Origin of the sequence: Dactylosporangium sp. CS-033363, assembly GCF_050942475.1 — a bacterium.
Lineage (GTDB): Bacteria > Actinomycetota > Actinomycetes > Mycobacteriales > Micromonosporaceae > Dactylosporangium.
Map to the genome: position 1 here is coordinate 4496015 of NZ_CP192032.1, position 14967 is coordinate 4510981.

Sequence of the window (14967 nt, forward strand, 5' to 3'; positions counted from 1 at the left end):
CATCGCATACACGGAACGGCATCGACCACTCAGGCGACCCAGTCCGGCTAGCGTTGTCCGTGAATGTGGCGCAGCAGGGCGAGGGTGTGCATCAGGGCGAAGCGGCGGGTGCCCGGCCCCAGCTCGTCCCACGGCTTCTTCCAGGTCAGGTGCGGCGCGATCGTCCACGCCGCGGCGTTCTCGGAAGCCAGGGCGCGCACCTGCTCGACCTCGTCCGCGTGGAACGCGTGCAGCGCGGCAGCGCGCGCCGCCACGTCCTCGTACGGGAACTGGTGCGCCGGGCACGCGACGGAAGCGCCCAGCGTGCCGATGCGGGTCAGCGTGGCGAGCAGGTCCCCGGCCGGGTCGTCGGACGGCCGGCTCACGATCGCCAGCTGCGTCGGTCCCTCGGCCATCATGGTGTCGCCGGTGAACAGGACGCCGCGGGAGTCCAGGAAGACCGTGTGGCCGTAGGTGTGGCCGGGGGCGGGTACGGCGCGGATCGTCACGTCGCCGAAGTCCAGCTCCTGCTCGCCGGCCAGCTCGACGTCGAGCTGCAGGTCCTCGCGGTGCTTGGCCACGCCCAGGGCCTCGGTGTACATCGCGTCCGTGACCGAGGACGGGGCGCCGGTCAGGTCCAGGCTGCGGCGCAGCTGCTCCAGGAAGCCGCCGCGCTCCGCCGCCACGCGGGCGAAGTCGTCGGCGCGGCCCATCGCGATCGTCGCGCCCGAGGCGGCGCGGACGCGGTCGGCGAAGCCCACGTGGTCGGGATGGTTGTGGGTCAGCAGGACGGCGCGGATGGACTCCACCCGGTGCCCGATGACCGCCAGGGAGGCCTGGAACGCGGTCCAGCACGAGGAGTGCGCGTAGCCCGCGTCGATCAGCACCGGGCCGTCGCGGGTCTCGGCCAGGAAGACCGTGATCGAGCGCAGGGCGTGGCCGTTCAGCGGGATCGGCACGGCCCACACACCCGGGACGACCTGGGCGGGTTCCGGCACTTCGCGGGCGCGCCAGCTCGCCTCGTGCGCCTCGATCGCGGGTATGGACATCGTCGGACGGCTCCCTTACTGTTGGCGCCAACATACCGGATGGTCGGAATCTAATCCACCGGCGAACGAACACAGCAGGAGGAGTCCGATGAGCGAGGAGCGGACCGGCTTCCGGCTCTGGGCCGCCGCCGAGCCGGACCTGTGCGCGATCGTGACCGCCGACGACCGGCGGATCACCTACGGCGAGCTCTACGCCGAGGTCAATCGCATCTCGCACGGGCTGCGCGAGCGCGACGGGCTCGAGGTCGGCGACACCGTCGCGGCCGTGATGACCAACAGCCCGGGCTTCGTCGCCCTGTACCTCGCCGCGATGCAGTCCGGCCTGTACCTGGTGACCCTCAACTACCACCTCACGGCGCCCGAGGTCGAGTACATCCTGGCCGACAGCGGGGCCAAGGTCGTGGTCGCCTCCGAGCGGGTCGAGGAGATCGCGATCGCCGCCGCCGGGCCCGGGACGAAGGTCTACGTCGACGGCGAGTCGAACAGCGCGCCATCGTTGACAACCCTCACCGACGGCATGCCCGCGACCAGCCCGGACGAGACGCCGGCGGGTTCGCTCATGATGTACACCTCCGGGACGACAGGCCGGCCGAAGGGCGTCAAGCGGCCGCTGAGCGGGATCGACGCCGACACCGGGGCGCTGGCCTATGTGTGGCTGTTCAACGAGTTCGGCATGCAGCGGCCCGCGTTCGCCTCGTGGCTGGTCTCCGCGCCGCTGTACCACTCGGCCAACATCACGCCGGCCATGGGCGCGCTGCACGCCGGCGGGACGATGGTGCTGATGGACGGCTGGACCGCCGAGGGCTTCCTGGCCCGGGTCGACCAGCAGCGCGTCACCGGCACCAGCATGGTGCCCACCCACTTCTACCGGCTGCTGCAGCTGCCGGCGGAGGTGCGCGACCGGTACGAGATCTCGTCCCTGCGCTACGTCCTGCACGGGGCGGCGCCGTGCCCGCGCGAGATCAAGCAGCGGATCATGGACTGGTTCGGGCCGGTCGTCTACGAGTACTACGGCAGCACCGAGGTCGGCACCACGATCGCGCGGCCGAAGGAGTGGCTCGCCCACCCCGGCACCGTCGGGCGCCCGGCGTCCATCTCCACCCTGCGCATCCTCGACGCCGACGGGCACGAGGTGCCGGTGGGGGAGACCGGGATCGTGTACATGCGGCAGGGCGAGGACAAGGTCGAGTACCACAACGACCCGGGCAAGACCGACGGCGCCCGCCGCGACGGCCTGATGACGGTCTGGGACGTCGGGCACGTCGACGCCGACGGCTTCCTCTACATCACCGGGCGGGCCGCGGAGCTGATCCTGGTCGGCGGCGTGAACGTCTACCCGGCCGAGATCGAGGCCGAGCTGGTCGCGCACGAGTGGGTGGCCGACGCCGCCGTGATCGGCGCGCCCGACCCCGAGTTCGGCGAGGTGCCGCAGGCGCACATCGTGCTGCGCGACGGCGCCCCCGAGCCCGACGCGGCCGTGGCGGGCATCCGCGCGCACCTGGAGCAGCGGCTGGCCAAGCCGAAGCGCCCGGTGTCGTACGTCGTGAGCCCCGCCCTGCCCCGCGACCCCAACGGCAAGCTGTACAAGGCACGGCTGGAGGTAACGCATGGACTTCGATGACAGCGAGGCCGATCTGGCGTTCCGGCGCGAGGTCGGCGGCTGGCTCGACGAGGCCCTCGCCGACGTGCCCGACCAGGAGGAGCTGGACCAGGCCGAGCGCGAGTCGTGGTCGCGGGTCTGGCAGGACCGGCTCTGCGCCGGCGGCTGGGCCGGGCTCTCCTGGCCGGTGGAGCACGGCGGGCGGGGCCTGGACGCGCTCGCCCAGGCCATCTTCAACGAGGAGGCCGCGGTGCGCGGGGCGCCGTACCCGCTCAACGGCGTCGGCATGATGCTGGCCGGGCCGACGATCATCGCGCACGGTACCGCCGAGCAGCAGGCCCGCCACCTGCCGGGCATTCTGCGCGGGGAGACGTACTGGTGCCAGGGCTTCAGCGAGCCCGAGTCCGGCTCGGACCTGGCCAGCCTGCGCACCGCCGCGCGCAAGGTCGACGGCGGCTGGCTGGTCAACGGCTCGAAGATCTGGACGTCGAACGCCCACAACGCGTCGAAGTGCCTGCTGCTGGCCCGCACCGATCCGGACGCGCCCAAGCACGCGGGCATCTCCTACCTGCTGGCGCCGATGGACCGGTTCACCGTCCGCTCGCTGGTGATGATCAACGGCGACACCGAGTTCAACGAGATGTTCCTCGACGACGTGTTCGTGCCGGACGAGGACGTGCTCGGCGGCGTCGGCAACGGCTGGAAGGTCGCGCTCACCACCCTCGCCTTCGAGCGGGGCAGCATGGCGCTGAACCTGTGGGTCTGGGCCCGCCAGGCCGTCGACCGGATCGTCGACCTCGCGATCGAGCGGGGGCTGGACGGCGACGCCGCGTTCCTGGACACCGTCGGGCAGCTGCAGTGCGACGCGGAGGCGGTACGGATCGGCTCCATGCGCATGATCGGCGAGAGCCGGGCCGGCGGCGTGCCGGGACCTGAGACGTCGGCGCTCAAGAGCCTCTGGGCCGGCACGGTGCAGCGGGCCAACCGGCTCGCCGTGCAGCTCGACGAGGCCGGCGGGGTGCTGCTCGACGGCGCCGGGGCGGCCGCCCGGATGCGCCGCTACCTGCGCTCGCGCGCCCACACCATCGAGGGCGGCACCGAGGAAGTCCAGAAGTCCATCCTCGCGGAGCGGGTCCTCGGCCTGCCCCGCTCCCGTTGAGCGGAGCCGCCCGATGCGAGCCACCTTCACCCAGGAACAGCTGGAGATCGCCAAGACGGTCCGCGCCATCGTCGAGGACGCGGACTTCACCGCCCGCGACGCGCTGAGCGCCCCGTGGCGGGCCCCCTCGTGCGACGCGCCGCTGCTCGCCGACTTCGGTCTGCTCGGCGTGCCCGAGGCGGCCGGCGGCGTCGGCTCCGCCCTGATCGACCTGATGGTCGCGGTCGAGGCGCTCGGCGAGTCGCTGGTGCCGAGCCGCTTCCCGTTCCACGCGGCGGCGGTGCAGCTGCTCAGTGACTCGCAGGTCCCGGCCGAGGTGCTGGAGGGCCGCCGGGTCCTCACCCCGGTGCTGGACCCCTTCGCCGCGTACGCCGAGCAGGCCGACGGCTTCGCCGCGCCCGGCGGGCTGGTCGACGCCACGGTGACGCCACGGCGCTCCTTCGACCCGTCGGTGCCGCTGTCCGAGGTGGCTTACCGCAAGAGCGACACACAGCATGCTGAAGGCGTGCGGCGCGCCACGCTCGTGCTGGCCGCGCAGCTGTGCGGGGTCGCCCAGGGCGCCATCGACAAGGCCGCCGAGCAGGCCCGCACCCGCCGCCAGTTCGGCCGGATCATCGGGTCGTTCCAGGGCGTGGCGTTCCAGCTCGCCGAGGCGGCCGTGGCCCGCAAGGCGGCGTGGGACCTGACGCTGTACGCGGCCTGGGCCGTCGAGCACGGCCGGCCCGACGCGGCGATCCAGGTGCACGCGGCCAAGGCGGCGGCCGGGCACGCGGCGGTCTTCGCGGCCGAGCGCTGCATCCAGGTGCACGGCGGCATGGGCATCACCATGGAGGCGGACCCGCACCTGTTCCTGCGCCGCGCGTTCGTGCTGGACGCGCTGGGCGGCAGCGGGTCGTCGCACCGCCGCCGCACGGGCGAGCTCCGCGTCCAGTCGCGCCGCCCGTAGCAACCAAGGTCTTGCAGGTCAAAGCTTCAGAGCAGTAACATACCGGCTGGTCGGAATAGTTTGGGAGACGTCGTGAAGTTCGGCATCATGAACCTGTTCCCGGTGGGCGACGGCGTGTCCGACCACCAGGTGCTGCGGGAGACCCTCGAGGAGATCGGGCTGGCCGACGAGCTCGGCTTCGACTCCGTGTGGCTCGCGGAGCACCACTTCTCGAAGTACGGCATCCTCGGCAGCCCCGTGCACTTCGGCATGGCGGTGGCCGAGCGCACCAAGCGGATCACCATCGGCACCGCGGTGCTGGTGCTGCCGCTGCACGACCCGCTGCGCCTGGCCGAGGACATCGCCGCGCTCGACGTGCTCAGCGGCGGCCGCGTCTCCATCGGCGTCGGGCGGGGCTACCAGCCGCAGGAGTTCGCCGGCTTCGGCGTCCCGCTGGCCGAGTCCAAGGAGCGCTACCAGGAGACCCTCGAGGTGCTGCGGCTGGCGCTGTCGCAGGAGAACTTCTCGTACCACGGCAAGTTCTTCACCTATGACGGCATCACGACCTATCCGCGGCCGTTCACCCCCGGCGGCCCGCCGATCCTGCAGGGCACCGTCTCCCCGGACAGCTTCCGTGAGCGCGGCGCCGTCGGCGAGTCCATCATCACCTCGCCGAACTTCACGCCGCTGGGCATCATGCAGAAGAACTACAACCTGTACCGCGACGCGATGACCGAGAATGGGTTCGACATGTCGGGCTACGACGTGCCGTTCATGCAGCAGGTCTGGGTCGGCGAGGGCGAGGACGGGCTGCGCGAGGCGGCCACGGCGGCGATGAACTACTACAAGTCCGTCGGCAAGGTCATCCCCGGCTCGGAGGAGGCCCTCGAGCAGGAGAAGAAGTACTACGCGGCCGTGGCCAAGAACATCGACCTGCTCACCCTGGAGCAGACGCTGACCCACGGCGGCAACTTCGGCTCCGCCGACCGGGTCATCGAGACCATCGAGATGCTGCGCGAGCAGCTCGGCATCAACCACTACATCGGCTGGCTGCGCATCCCCTCGCTGGACCGCAAGGCCGCACTCAAGTCGATGGAGCAGTTCGCCACCAAGGTCATCCCGCATTTCCGCAAGGCCGAGGCGGTCGTCGGGTGAGGGTCAGCTGCTTCCTGAGCGCCCAGTTCGACCCGGCCGCCGACCCGTCGGCCGGCATCGACGACGTCATGACCCAGGCCGCGGCGGCCGAAGCGGCCGGCTTCCACGCCGTGTACCTCGGCCACCACTACCTGGCCAAGTCCGCGTTCATCCAGCCGCTGCCCCTCGCGGGGTTCGTCGCGCACGCCACCACCCGGGTCCGGATCGGCTTCGCCGTGCTGCTGGCCCCGCTGCTCAACCCGATCGCGCTCGCCGAGGACCTCGCCAGCCTCGACGTGCTCAGCAAGGGCCGGCTCACCGTCGGCATCGGGGCCGGCTACCGCAAGCGCGAGACGACCGCGTTCGGCGTGGCCTGGGACGACCGGCTGCGGCGGCTGCGCGAATACGTGCCGCTGCTGCGGGCGCTGTGGCGCGGCGAGACCCTCGACGCGTCCGGCAGCTGGGGCGAGGTGCCCGGCGCCTCCCTCGCGCTGCGCCCGGTCCAGCCCGGCGGCCCTCCACTGTGGATCGGCGCGTTCGCCGAGCCCGCCATCCGCCGCGCGGCCCGCCTCGACTGCCCCTGGCTGATCGGCCCGAAGGGCAACGACGAGGAACTGCAAAGGCTGCTGCAGGTGTACCGGACTGAGGCGGCAGAACACGGCCACCAGCCCCAGCGCGAGCAGCCGATGAGCCGCGAGGGCTACATCGGCGACACGTTCGACGCCGCCGCGGCCGCCGTCCGCCCCGACCTGCAGCGCCAGTACGCCGGCTACAAGTCGTGGGACGACGCCCAGAACATCGACATCGAGAAGTACCTCGCCGAGGACTGCCTGGTCGGCACGGCCGACGACATCGTGGCCAAGCTCCAGCGGTGGGAGTCCGAGCTCGGCATCACCGAGGTGTCGCTGCGCCTGCAGTTCGTCGGGGCCGGCCAGGAGGAGACCATGGAGCAGATCGCGCGCTTCGGCGCCGAGGTCATCCCGCGGGTGACGTCATGATCAACCTCGCTGGGCTGATCGAGGGCCGCGGCGACCGCACCGGCCTGTACGGCGAGGACGGCCGCAGCTGGACGTTCGCGCAGATCGACCGGATCGCCGGCGGCGTCGCCGAGGACCTGCGCGAGCACGGGATCGGCCCCGGGGACCGGGTCGCCTGCTACCTCACCAACGGCCCGGAGATCGCGTTCTTCCTATTCGGCGCCTGGAAGCTCGGCGCCGTCCCGGTCACGATCAGCAGCCTCTACAACGCCGACGAGCTGGCCGAGTCGGTGGCCAAGACCGAGCCCCTGCTGCTCGTCGAGCACGGCACGCTGAGCTTCACCCGGGAGGCCGACGTCCCCGCCGCCGCGGTGGACGCCGACACCGAGGCCTGCATCCTGTTCACCGGCGGCACCACCACCGGCCGGCCCAAGGCGGTCTCCGTCACCCACGGCGGCACCCGCGCCTCCCTGGCCCGGCTGGCCAAGGTCTCCACCGGCACCGAGGCCGAGCTCTCGGCCGCCCCGGACGCCAAGCCCAACCTCATCGCGCTGCCGCTGTTCCACAGCGGCGGGCAGCACTCGCTGCTGTTCGCGTTCCACGTCGGCCGGGCCGCGGTCGTCTGGGAGCGCTTCGGCGTCGACCGGCTCGCCGCGCTCATGGAGCGGTTCCGCTTCGACAACTTCTTCTTCCTGCCCACCATGGTCTTCGACATCGTGCACGCCGAGCGCGACCTCCCGTTCGCGGGCGTGAAGTCGGTGCTCGTGGCCGGGCAGGCGATCTCCTGGCCGGTGCGCAAGGCGTTCGAGGAGCGCTACCACGTGCCGATCCTGGTCAACTACGGCTCGACCGAGGCCGGCCACATCGCCGGCTGGACCGGCCGGGACATGAAGGCCGGGCTGTGGAAGCCGGGCTCGGCGGGCAAGGTGTACCCCGGCGTCGAGCTGGAGATCCGCGCCGGCGACGGCACCGCGCTCCCGGTCGGCCAGGAGGGCGAGGTCGTCGTGCGCTCCGAGCTCACCAAGGGGTACGTCGACGACGCCGCCGCCTCCGCCGAGCTGGTCCGCGACGGCTGGGTGCACACCGGCGACACCGGCTACGTCGACGCCGACGGGGTGCTGTTCCTGGTCGGCCGCAGCCGCGACATGATCAAGTGCGGCGGCTTCCAGGTCTGGCCCGAGGAGATCGAGGACGAGCTGCGCACGCACCCGCTCGTGCGCGACGTGCGCGTGCTCGGCCGGCCCGACGAGCGCCTCGGCGAGATCCCGGTCGCGCTCGTCGTGCGCGAGCCCGACGCCGCGGTGCCCGACGCCGAGCTGGCCGAGCGGATCACGGCGTTCGCCCGCGACCGGCTCGCGCACTTCAAGACCCCGCGCCGCGTCGAGTTCGTCGCCGCCCTCGAGCGCAGCGCCGCCGGCAAGGTCAGCCGAACGAAGGAGACGAGCGCATGAAGTTCGGCATCATGGCCTCGCACCAGTACCCGTTCGACGAGGACCTCGGCACGCACCTGAACGAGCTGTTCGGGACCGTCGAACTCGCCGCCGAGCTGGGCTACGACTCGGTCTGGACGATCAACCACTTCCAGTCCAACCTGGCCACCCCGCAGCCCATCTCGATGATGGCGGCGCTGATTCCGCGTACCGGCACCATGCAGATCGGCACCGGCATCCTGCTGCTGCCGCTGTTCCACCCGGTGCACGTGGCCGAGGAGTTCGCCACCCTCGACCACCTCTCGGGCGGACGGGTCATCCTCGGCGTCGGGGCCGGCTACCGGGAGAACGAGCTCGCCGCGTTCGGCGTCGCCCCCGAGACCCGGTTCCGGCGGATGGACGAGAGCCTGCGGGTCATCCGCGCGCTGTGGTCCGGCAAGCCGGTCACCCACGAGGGCGAGTACTTCCCGCTGCAGGACGCCTCGATCGGCGTCCGCCCGCTGACCCCCGGCGGCCCGCCCATCTGGGTCGGCGCCGGCGGCAAGAAGGCCGTGCGGCGGGCGGCCCGGCTCGGCGACGCCTGGTACGCGCCCGGCAACGCCCCGAGCAAGAGGTTCCTGCCCGAGCACCTCGCGGTCTACGACGCCGCCCTCGCCGAGTACGGCAAGGACGCCGCGACCGTCGAGCGGCCGGTCGGCGTCGAGCTGTACTGCGCGCCGACCACCGAGCAGGCCGTCGCCGAGGGGCTGCCGCACGCCCGCAGCGAGTACGCCACCTACGCGGAGTACCCGGCCCTGCGCTGGCAGCGGGACCGCTTCGACGAGCTCGTGCTCAACACCCTGCTGCTCGGCTCGCCCGAGATGCTCATCGAGCGCATCGGCTACCTGCGCGACCTGGGCTTCAACCACCTCATCTTCCGGCCCGGCTGGATGGGCCTGCCGGCCGAACGGGTGCGCGCGTCGCTGCGCCTGTTCGCCAAGGAAGTCTTCCCCGCCTTCGACCACTAAGGACTACGCCGTGAAGAAGACCGAAGCCGAGCTGCTGGAAAACCAGTGGGACGTCGAGAACATGGAAGTCGACCCCGAGGTGCTCGCGAAGTACGTGCGCTACGACGTCGACGAGGCCCGCGCCGTCGCCACCATCACCTTCGACCGCCCGGAGCGGCTCAACGCGATCCCCGTCGCCGCCTTCGAGCGCGTCGGTGACCTGGTGCGCGAGGCCGAGACCGACGACCGGGTGAAGGTCATCGTGTTCAAGGGCGAGGGCGAGCACTTCGGCACCGGTGCCGACGCCGCGGAGCTGGGGCACTACATCGGGTACAAGTCCGGCACCGACAAGGCCTCGCGCCGCCGCCCGGCCCAGCGCCAGCGGATCCTGCCCGACCGCAACGTGCTCAGCTCCGGCTTCACCCGCCCGATCATCGAGTCGCTCAAGGCCACGATCTGCCAGGTCCAGGGGTACTGCTACGGCGGCCACTTCCAGATCGCGCTGTCCGCCGACATCGTCATCGCGACCCCCGACGCGCGGTTCACCCACCCGGCGTTCCGCTACCTCGGCCCGGGCCCGCAGGACATGTACCACTGGATCGAGAAGGTCGGCCTGACGACCATGAAGGACGTCATGCTCACCATGCGCGCGATCGGCGCCGAGGAGGGCGAGCGCAAGGGCCTCGTCACCAAGGTGGTGGAGCGCGACGAGCTGCAGCAGTGGGTCGACGACTACGCCGACGCGATCGCCGTCATGCCGCTCGACTCGCTGATGATGGGCAAGTCGATGATGCAGATCGTGATGGAGGCCCGCGGCAAGGGCCTCGGCGCGATGACCGGCTGGGTCGGGCACGGCTGGGCGACCAACGTGAGCTTCGAGGACGGCGACTGGAACTTCCTCAAGGAGCGCCGCGAGAAGGGCATCGCGCAGGCCCTCGCCGACCGCGACCGGCTCGTCGCCCCCTACTTCCGGCTGTCGCAGTCGCGCTCCAAAGAGGACGACGGCAAGTGAAGTTCGGGATCCTGCTGGACCACCAGTACGAGCCCGGCGACGACATCGGCCGGCGCACCGGCGAGCTCGTCGAGTACGTCCAGCACGTGCGCGACCTCGGCTTCGACTCGGTCTTCGGCATCCACCACTACCTGTCGTCGCTGTCCACACCGCAGCCGCTGCCGCTGCTGTCCCGGCTCATCGAGCACTCCGGCACCATGGAGCTGGGCACCGGCATCCTCATCCTGCCGCTGGGCCACCCGGTGCACTGGGCCGAGGAGATCGCCACCATCGACCAGATGTCCGGCGGCCGGTTCGTGCTCGGCATCGGCTCCGGCTACCGCGAGGACGAGTTCGCCGCGTTCGGCGTCGAGCGCCGCACGCGGGTGTCGCGCATGAACGAGGCCCTGGAGGTCATGCAGCGGCTGTGGACCGGGGAGAACGTGAAGTACCAGGGCCAGCATTTCAATCTGGACGGGGTGCGCTGCTCGGTGCTGCCGGCCCAGCGCCCGCACCCGCCGGTGTGGGTGGGCGCCAACGGCCCGATCGGCATCGCCCGGATCGCCAAGCAGGGGCTGCCCTGGCTCGCCCCGTCCAACGTGCGGCGCAACTGGGCGGTCGGGAACCTCAAGGACTACCGCGAGGCGCGCGCGGCGGCCGGCTTCTCCGAGGACGGCGCGGTGTTCCCGATCCACCGGGACCTGTGCGTCGCCGACTCCTTCGACGACGCGTGGGCCATCGCGGGCGAGCCGGTGCGCCGCTCGTACGGCGAGTACGTCCAGTACGGCATGGACTACTTCGAGTCGCAGTGGGAGGGCATCAAGCACAAGGCCCTCTTCTTCGGCTCGCCCGACGACATCGCGGCGAAGATCGCGGATTTCGCGGCCGGGGGGTACAACCATTTCGTGTTCCGGGCCCAGTGGCTCGGGCTGCCCATCGAGCGCTCGATGGAGATCGTCGAGCGCTTCGCCCGCGAGATCATGCCGAGGTTCCGCTCATGAAGATCGGTCACATCATCGTCCCCGCCGGGGATCTCGACGCCCAGCTCGCCTTCTACGGCGCGCTCGGGTTGACCACGAAGTTCCGCGACGGCGACCGCTACGCGGCGCTCACCGACGGTTCGGTGACCATCGGCCTGGCCGACGCGTCCCAGCAGCCGGTGCCGGGTCAGGTCGTGCTCACGGTTCAGGTCGACGACCTCGACGCTTTGTTGGTCGATCGGCCGGAAATTCCGGTGGAGGTCGGTCCCCACGAGCGCCGGGCCGTGCTCACCGACCCGGCCGGCAACCCGGTCGTCCTGTACGAGCGGCTGCCGTCGTGAGTGACGGCGTCGCCGTCGTGCGGCTGGGTGGTCCCGCGCTCACCCTCGCCGTCAAGACTGCCCTGCTGCGCGACCTGCGCGCGGCGGCAGAGGACGACGGCGTGCGGGCGGTCGTGCTCACCGGCCCGGCCGGGGTGTTCAGCCGCGGCCAGGACCTGCGCGAGCTGGCGGCGGCGCTGCGGGAGAACCCGGCCGCGGCCGGCGACACCGTCGAGGCCCACTACAACCCGATCACGCTGCTGCTGGCCACCATGCCCAAGCCGGTGATCGCGGCGGTCACCGGCACCTGCGTCGGGGCCGGCCTCGGCTTCGCGCTCGCCTGCGACCTGCAGGTCTGGTCGCACGCCGCGATCCTGTCCACGGCGTTCACCAAGGTCGGCCTGACCTGCGACTCCGGCCTGTCGTTCACCCTGCCCCGGGCCGTCGGCCATGCCCGGGCCTCCCAGCTGGTCCTGCTGGCCGAGCCGTTCACGGTCGAGCAGGCGACCGGCTGGGGCTTCGCCGGCGACGTGGTCGACCCGGCCGAGGTCGAGCCGCGCGCCCTGGAGCTCGCCGCCCGCCTCGCCGCCGGGCCCGCTGCTGCTCTGGCCGCCTCGAAGCGGCTCCTCGCCGGCCCGCTCGAGGACGCCCTGCGCGCGGAGGCGAAGGAGCAGGTCGCCCTGGGTCAGACCGCCGAGCACGCCGCCCTGGTCGATGCCTTCCTCTCCCGATCGGGGTCCCGATGACGCTTGACGGCAAGACGATCGCGGTGCTCGGTGGCACCGGCCCGCAGGGGCGCGGCCTGGCCCGCCGGTTCGCCGCCGCCGGTCTCGACGTGGTGCTCGGCTCCCGCTCGGCCGAGCGCGCCGAGGCGACCGCGGCTGCGCTGCCCGGCCGGGTGCGTGGCCTGGCCAACCTCGACGCGGCCGGGGCGGGGGACCTCGTGATCGTCGCCGTGCCCTGGGAGGGCCACGCCGAGTTGCTGCGCGAGGTCGCCCCGAAGCTGACCGGCAAGATCGTGGTCGACTGCGTGAACCCGCTCGGCTTCGACAAGCAGGGCGCGTACGCCCTCACGGTGCCCGAGGGCTCGGCCGCCCAGCAGGCCGCGGCGATCCTGCCCTGGTCGACGGTGGTCGGCGCGTTCCACAACGTCTCCGCGGTGGTGCTGGAGGACCCGGAGGCCGAGACCGTCGACACCGACGTGCTCGTGCTCGGCGACGACCGCGCCGCGACCGACCTGGTGCAGGAGTTGGCCGCCACAATTCCGGGGGTTCGGGGCCTGTACGGCGGCCGCCTGCGCAATGCTCATCAGGTCGAGGCCCTGACCGCTAACCTGATCTCCGTCAACCGCCGTTACAAGGCCCACGCGGGCCTGCGCATCACCGACGTCTAAGGAATATTGGGCACATGGAACTCGCCGGCACCGCCGCCATCGTCACCGGAGCCGCCTCGGGTCTGGGGGCCGCCACCGCGGCCGCCCTGGCCGCCCGCGGGGCGCGGGTCTACGGCTTCGACCTGCAGGAGTCCACCAAGGACGGGGTCATCGTCGACGTGACCGACCCCGAGTCCGTCGCCGCCGGCGTGGCCCGCGCGGCCGCCGGCCCGGAGCCGCTGCGCACGGTCGTCAACTGCGCCGGGATCGCCCCGTCGGAGCGCATCCTGGGCCGCAAGGGCCCGCACGACCTGGCCCGCTACGCCAAGGTCATCCAGGTCAACCTCATCGGCACCTTCAACGTCCTCACCCTGGCGGCGGAGCAGATCGCCAAGACCGAGCCCGGCGAGCACGGCCAGCGCGGCGTCGTGGTGAACACCGCGTCCGTGGCCGCCTTCGAAGGCCAGATCGGCCAGGCCGCGTACTCGTCCTCCAAGGGCGGCATCGCCGGGCTGACCCTGCCGGCCGCCCGCGACCTCGCCCAGCACGGCATCCGGGTGATGACGATCGCGCCCGGCATCATGCAGACCCCGATGATGGAGACCGTCTCCGAGGAGTACCGAGCCGGCCTCGCCGCGGGCGTCCCGTTCCCGGCCCGCTTCGGTACTGCGGACGAGTACGCGAAGCTGGTCCTGTCCATCGTGGACAACGACTACCTCAACGGCGACGTCATCCGCCTCGACGGCGCGCTGAGGATGGCGCCCCGCTGAGGTTCTTGGATCGGCGGGCCGAACCGGCGCCGGCTCACCCTGACCCGGGCATCAGCCGTTCGATCGTCCAGGGGCCGAACAGCGAGTCCCAGGGCGTCGCTTCGGCATCGTCGCCGTCGGTGAAGTCGACGCCGGGATCGGCCGCGCTGACCGCCGCCCACAACGCGAGCACCGGATCGTCCGGCAGCACGAGGCCCAGCCCGGCGGCCAGCGCGACCTGGAGCTCGCCGAGGTCGGGATGCCGTCGCTGCTCGCCGTCGGCCAGCCAGGCCTGCGCCCGGCGCATCTCATCCAGCCGGCCGCCGCCGGAGAACCCGAGCAGGTCGCGCCAGTTCGGTACGGCCACCATCGTCGCCAACGCATCCGCCAGGCTCGGTCCGACCGGCCCGGCACTGCCTTCCGACGTCGCGAACAGCACCCGCCGCACCGGCGCCGGCGCGCCCACCAGAAGGTACCGTCCCCCGGTCCCATCCACGGCGATCGCCTCCAGGCCCTCGCCCGACGACAACCGGGCCGCGAAGGCACCGGCGTAGGCCAGGTCCTCGACGTCGAAGTCGATCAGCTCCCGAAGGATGTCGGAGAGGTCCGGCGTCTCCGCCAGCAACTGCAGCACCACCGCATCGTCGGGCACCGGCCGAGGGTACCGGCCGTCGCCGACCTCGCGCCCGGATCGCGGTGCGGGCTTCACTCGCCGGGCGGCGTTCAACCTGCGGTAGATGAGGAGGACCAGTCGCGTGCAGTCACCAATAGCGGAACGTGTCTCCCTCGCCCTGCGTCTGCAGCCCGAACGCCTTGAGGGACTTGTCTCGGTCGTTGCGTGAGACGAACAGCCGGAACTGGGTCGACGCGGCTTCGGAAAGCTCCCGGGCCATGGCTCCGATGATCGTTGCGAGGTCGGTTCCCAGCAGATCGGCGGCATGGTTGACCGCTGCCAGCGGATACAGATGAGCATGCGGATCGCTGAGCCGGCCGGCGACCATGCCCAGCCCGGCCAGGCCCTGGCGGAGCGGCTCGACGGACTGGGTACGGACCGCGACGGCGGCCGAGCGCTCAGGGAAGGTACACAACGCACCGAGCGCGACCCCGTTCAGCTCGTCGGCCATCGCCTGCCGTTCGGACGGCGACGCCGTCCGGTACGACGCAATCACCGCGATGATCACGTCGTCGAGGGGATGCGGGATACGCCGGACGCGGTGGCCGCGGAATTGCCGATCATTGAGTCGCGCGGCAACTGTCACATCGGGACTGTACGGACACCGCACAACGCGCGGACCCAGTCGTCGGAGGCGGCCACC

The 14967-nt window shown here is 71.7% G+C and carries 16 protein-coding genes; 13 read left to right on the forward strand and 3 right to left on the reverse strand.

The window, feature by feature from the left end; genetic code table 11:
• Positions 1-47 precede the first annotated feature (47 nt).
• Positions 48-1028, reverse strand: a complete 981-nt coding sequence (locus tag ACQPZ4_RS20710; RefSeq protein WP_433063548.1) for an MBL fold metallo-hydrolase — start codon at positions 1026-1028, stop codon at positions 48-50.
• An 88-nt stretch (positions 1029-1116) separates the two neighbouring features.
• On the opposite strand from ACQPZ4_RS20710, the gene ACQPZ4_RS20715 reads away from it, so the two are divergent.
• The 13 genes from ACQPZ4_RS20715 (at position 1117) to ACQPZ4_RS20775 (ending at position 13672) form a co-directional block, all read left to right on the forward strand.
• On the forward strand, positions 1117-2649 hold the full coding sequence (locus tag ACQPZ4_RS20715) for an AMP-binding protein (RefSeq protein ID WP_433063551.1): 1533 nt from the start codon (positions 1117-1119) through the stop codon (positions 2647-2649).
• Positions 2636-3787, forward strand: a complete 1152-nt coding sequence (locus tag ACQPZ4_RS20720; RefSeq protein WP_433063554.1) for an acyl-CoA dehydrogenase family protein — start codon at positions 2636-2638, stop codon at positions 3785-3787. Before ACQPZ4_RS20715 ends, ACQPZ4_RS20720 begins: the two co-directional genes overlap by 14 nt.
• A gap of 13 nt (positions 3788-3800) precedes the next feature.
• Positions 3801-4733 (forward strand): acyl-CoA dehydrogenase family protein, encoded by a 933-nt coding sequence (locus ACQPZ4_RS20725; protein ID WP_433063557.1) that lies wholly within the window; start codon positions 3801-3803, stop codon positions 4731-4733.
• A 72-nt stretch (positions 4734-4805) separates the two neighbouring features.
• Positions 4806-5867, forward strand: coding sequence for an LLM class flavin-dependent oxidoreductase (locus ACQPZ4_RS20730; RefSeq protein WP_433063559.1), 1062 nt, complete (start codon positions 4806-4808; stop codon positions 5865-5867).
• Positions 5864-6844 (forward strand): LLM class flavin-dependent oxidoreductase, encoded by a 981-nt coding sequence (locus ACQPZ4_RS20735; RefSeq protein ID WP_433063562.1) that lies wholly within the window; start codon positions 5864-5866, stop codon positions 6842-6844. The genes ACQPZ4_RS20730 and ACQPZ4_RS20735 overlap by 4 nt, the downstream gene beginning before the upstream one ends.
• Entirely contained in the window at positions 6841-8274 is a 1434-nt protein-coding gene (locus tag ACQPZ4_RS20740; protein ID WP_433063566.1) for a class I adenylate-forming enzyme family protein, read from the forward strand. The genes ACQPZ4_RS20735 and ACQPZ4_RS20740 overlap by 4 nt, the downstream gene beginning before the upstream one ends.
• Entirely contained in the window at positions 8271-9260 is a 990-nt protein-coding gene (locus ACQPZ4_RS20745; protein WP_433063569.1) for an LLM class flavin-dependent oxidoreductase, read from the forward strand. The genes ACQPZ4_RS20740 and ACQPZ4_RS20745 overlap by 4 nt, the downstream gene beginning before the upstream one ends.
• Before the next feature lie 10 nt (positions 9261-9270).
• Positions 9271-10251 carry an enoyl-CoA hydratase/isomerase family protein gene (locus ACQPZ4_RS20750; RefSeq protein WP_433063572.1) on the forward strand — a complete coding sequence of 327 codons (981 nt, stop codon included), beginning with the start codon at positions 9271-9273 and terminating at the stop codon, positions 10249-10251.
• On the forward strand, positions 10248-11231 hold the full coding sequence (locus ACQPZ4_RS20755; protein ID WP_433063575.1) for an LLM class flavin-dependent oxidoreductase: 984 nt from the start codon (positions 10248-10250) through the stop codon (positions 11229-11231). The genes ACQPZ4_RS20750 and ACQPZ4_RS20755 overlap by 4 nt, the downstream gene beginning before the upstream one ends.
• A complete protein-coding gene (locus ACQPZ4_RS20760; RefSeq protein ID WP_433063577.1) occupies positions 11228-11551 on the forward strand; it encodes a VOC family protein in 324 nt (107 codons plus the stop codon). Before ACQPZ4_RS20755 ends, ACQPZ4_RS20760 begins: the two co-directional genes overlap by 4 nt.
• Positions 11548-12276 (forward strand): enoyl-CoA hydratase/isomerase family protein, encoded by a 729-nt coding sequence (locus ACQPZ4_RS20765; protein ID WP_433063580.1) that lies wholly within the window; start codon positions 11548-11550, stop codon positions 12274-12276. Before ACQPZ4_RS20760 ends, ACQPZ4_RS20765 begins: the two co-directional genes overlap by 4 nt.
• Positions 12273-12923 (forward strand): NADPH-dependent F420 reductase, encoded by a 651-nt coding sequence (gene npdG, locus ACQPZ4_RS20770; RefSeq protein ID WP_433063582.1) that lies wholly within the window; start codon positions 12273-12275, stop codon positions 12921-12923. The genes ACQPZ4_RS20765 and npdG overlap by 4 nt, the downstream gene beginning before the upstream one ends.
• 14 nt (positions 12924-12937) lie before the next feature.
• Positions 12938-13672: an SDR family NAD(P)-dependent oxidoreductase gene (locus tag ACQPZ4_RS20775; RefSeq protein WP_433063585.1), complete on the forward strand. Its 735-nt coding sequence runs from the start codon at positions 12938-12940 to the stop codon at positions 13670-13672.
• Positions 13673-13706: 34 nt separating this feature from the next.
• Here the strand turns inward: ACQPZ4_RS20775 and ACQPZ4_RS20780 are convergent, their stop codons facing one another.
• Entirely contained in the window at positions 13707-14303 is a 597-nt protein-coding gene (locus tag ACQPZ4_RS20780; RefSeq protein WP_433063588.1) for a hypothetical protein, read from the reverse strand.
• A 109-nt stretch (positions 14304-14412) separates the two neighbouring features.
• The gene (locus ACQPZ4_RS20785; protein ID WP_433063590.1) at positions 14413-14910 is read right to left on the reverse strand and encodes a hypothetical protein; all 498 of its coding nucleotides are present in this window, start codon (positions 14908-14910) and stop codon (positions 14413-14415) included.
• Between the last annotated feature and the right edge of the window lie 57 nt (positions 14911-14967).

What these genes read in the sequence shown, in the direction of transcription:
- ACQPZ4_RS20710 (WP_433063548.1), bottom strand. Translation starts at nt 1,028, where the DNA reads ATGTCCATACCCGCGATCGAGGCGCACGAGGCGAGCTGGCGCGCCCGC.
- ACQPZ4_RS20715 (WP_433063551.1), top strand. Translation starts at nt 1,117, where the DNA reads ATGAGCGAGGAGCGGACCGGCTTCCGGCTCTGGGCCGCCGCCGAGCCG.
- ACQPZ4_RS20720 (WP_433063554.1), top strand. Translation starts at nt 2,636, where the DNA reads ATGGACTTCGATGACAGCGAGGCCGATCTGGCGTTCCGGCGCGAGGTC.
- ACQPZ4_RS20725 (WP_433063557.1), top strand. Translation starts at nt 3,801, where the DNA reads ATGCGAGCCACCTTCACCCAGGAACAGCTGGAGATCGCCAAGACGGTC.
- ACQPZ4_RS20740 (WP_433063566.1), top strand. Translation starts at nt 6,841, where the DNA reads ATGATCAACCTCGCTGGGCTGATCGAGGGCCGCGGCGACCGCACCGGC.
- ACQPZ4_RS20745 (WP_433063569.1), top strand. Translation starts at nt 8,271, where the DNA reads ATGAAGTTCGGCATCATGGCCTCGCACCAGTACCCGTTCGACGAGGAC.
- ACQPZ4_RS20760 (WP_433063577.1), top strand. Translation starts at nt 11,228, where the DNA reads ATGAAGATCGGTCACATCATCGTCCCCGCCGGGGATCTCGACGCCCAG.
- npdG (WP_433063582.1), top strand. Translation starts at nt 12,273, where the DNA reads ATGACGCTTGACGGCAAGACGATCGCGGTGCTCGGTGGCACCGGCCCG.
- ACQPZ4_RS20775 (WP_433063585.1), top strand. Translation starts at nt 12,938, where the DNA reads ATGGAACTCGCCGGCACCGCCGCCATCGTCACCGGAGCCGCCTCGGGT.